This window comes from Martelella sp., assembly GCF_984369615.1.
This window is the reverse complement of record NZ_CFHTCS010000516.1, coordinates 1-2,346: the sequence shown is the minus strand read 5'-3', so window position 1 is coordinate 2,346 and position 2,346 is coordinate 1. Positions and strand designations below refer to the sequence as shown.

The following is a 2,346-nucleotide window of genomic DNA, read 5'->3' as shown; positions in this document are numbered from 1 at the left end:
TCGAACCTACGACCCGCTGATTAAGAGTCAGCTGCTCTACCAACTGAGCTAATCACCCACGAGACACGTCGCTTTCGCGTCGTGTGAGGGCCGTATAATGGGGATTCGGCGGATTGTCCAGCGTCCTGTTTCATTTTTTTGACGCCAATTTCCTTTTCTTTACACAGCCCCGAACACGGCCGCGAAAACGCGCTAGAGCAGCGTGCCGCGCGCCACGCAGACGGCCTGGCCGCCAATGCGGGCCGCGCTGATCTCCCCGCCGGGCCCGGTCTCAAGATTCAACCTGATATAGGAGGGCCGCCCCATTTCGACGCCTTGTTCGATGACGAAGGAATGGGACCCCTCGCCCGGCGCGTCGAAATGCTGGATGGCGCCCGAGAACGCCGCGGCCGCGGATCCGGTTGCCGGGTCCTCGGTAATACCGTCGGTCGCAAACATCCGGGTGTGGAAATGGATATCGTGTCGCACACCGCCGCGAGTATAGACATAGGCCCAGACCGGGAGCCCCTCGATCAACGGAGAAAAGGAATTCCAGCGACGCGGATCGAAGTCGATTTTCTCCGCAACCCCGAGATTTCTGACGGGGATGAGCGCGAACGGAACTCCCGCCGACCAGATCGTTGGAACATGATTTTCAAAACCGATTTCGTCGACTCCGATGCCAAGCGCCTCGGCAAGATTCTCACGCGCAATCTTCTCAGCGCAGCGACGCGAGAGTTTTGGCAGATCGAATTCGGCAAAGCTGGCGGCATCCTGTCTGAGCTTCACTGCGCAGCGCACCGGGCCGATCTTCTCGCCGAGCACGGAGACCATGTCGATCTCGCTGTCGCTGCCGTGCTGGCGCTCGGCGAGCGCGATCGCGGCGCCCACGGTCGGGTGGCCGGCAAAGGGCAGCTCCCCGCCCGGCGTGAAGATGCGCGCGGCGGCCGACTGCGACACATGGTCCGGCGCCAGCAGGAAAATCGTCTCGGAGAGGTTGAACTCGCAGCAAATGGCCTGCATCTCGTCGTCGCTCAGCCCTTCGGCGTCGAAGACGACAGCCAGGGGATTGCCGCGATAGCGCTCCGCCGTGAACACATCATAGATCGCATATTCCCGCATCTCAGCAAATGCTCCTCTGCCATTTCGCCGGACAGTCTACCCTCTTCCGCGCCTGCCGAAAACAAGGTCCAGCACGGGCGGCATGGAATGGGCGTAATCGAAATCGTCCCTGTTGTCGCCGGTTATCGCCAGAACGGCATCGATTTCCCCTTCCGTATCCCGGCGCATATGGTCGCGGACCCGCTCCATCAGGCCGGCCGCCTCAACCGACGACTGGAAGAAGCGATAAAACATGACGATCTGGCCGCACCATGCGCAGAAATAGTCCGGCTCCGGCTCCATGTCGTCAAGCGCGAGGCCGGTCTCCTCGGCGACCTCCCGCGCCATGTTGGCGTCAAGATCGATGCGGCCGTCAACGATGTCATCCTCCTCCAGAGAGCCGGAGGCGCAGTAGACCTTGCCGGCATTGGCGGTGATGCTGCTCATGCGAATGGCAATGATCGCCCCATCGGACGAGCGGATGACGGGCATGCCGAAACTGTGAAAGGTGCGCGGTTTTTGGTCCTGGCGACGCCACCAGAGGTGATAGGCGTAGGGAACGAGCTGCCCCGTTGCCCGGACCGCGCCGTCGCACAGTTTCACCTCGTTGAGCGCGACCAGGCGACCGTTGAAAAGATGGGGATTGGCGGCCTTCTCGCGTTCCCAGTTCGACGCGACCTCGGCATCGAAGCGCTGAAGACCGACCGGATCCTCGTCGCTGACGCGGATATCGATTTCCCGGATCGGAAAGGCCTGGTTTTCCGGGGGCCAGTCCTGCGGGGCGGCGAGAAGCGAAACGGGCATGGGAAATCCTGCTGAGGTCTGAAAGCGGGCCCGCACGCTACAGGAGAGACCCGCCAAACGAAAGGCCCGTCATAGGAAATGACGGGCCTTGCAGCAATGGCAATAAAAAACGCCGGAAATCAGGCCGCGGCGGCCAGTTCCTCGGTCAAGACGGCGCCGAGGCGCCTGATCCCCTCATCGATAACCTCCGGCGCCGAACAGGAGAAGGACAGGCGCAGGTGGTTGGGCCCGCTGCCATCGGCATAAAAGGCGTTGCCCGGCACGAAGGCGACCTTGGCGCTCTTCAGCGATACCGGCAGAAGGGCCGCGGCATCCATGCTTTCCGGCAGGGTCAGCCATACGAACATGCCGCCTTGCGGCCGCGTCCACTCGACGCCGGCCGGCATGTAGTCGGCAAGCGCCTTCAGCATCGCATCGCGACGCGCGCGATAGACGGTGTTGATCTTTTCGGCCTGCGCCTCG

The 2,346-nt window shown here is 62.4% G+C and carries 3 protein-coding genes; all 3 read right to left on the bottom strand.

The window, feature by feature from the left end; all coding sequences use genetic code 11:
* Positions 1 to 192 precede the first annotated feature (192 nt).
* Entirely contained in the window at positions 193 to 1,101 is a 909-nt protein-coding gene (locus tag AC5DC2_RS23120) for a PhzF family phenazine biosynthesis protein (protein WP_491700183.1), read from the bottom strand.
* A 36-nt stretch (positions 1,102 to 1,137) separates the two neighbouring features.
* A complete protein-coding gene (locus tag AC5DC2_RS23115; protein WP_491700182.1) occupies positions 1,138 to 1,884 on the bottom strand; it encodes an NUDIX hydrolase in 747 nt (248 codons plus the stop codon).
* Positions 1,885 to 2,003: 119 nt separating this feature from the next.
* The coding region (locus tag AC5DC2_RS23110) for an aminotransferase class I/II-fold pyridoxal phosphate-dependent enzyme (protein WP_491700181.1) at positions 2,004 to 2,346 on the bottom strand (343 nt) is incomplete at its 5' end.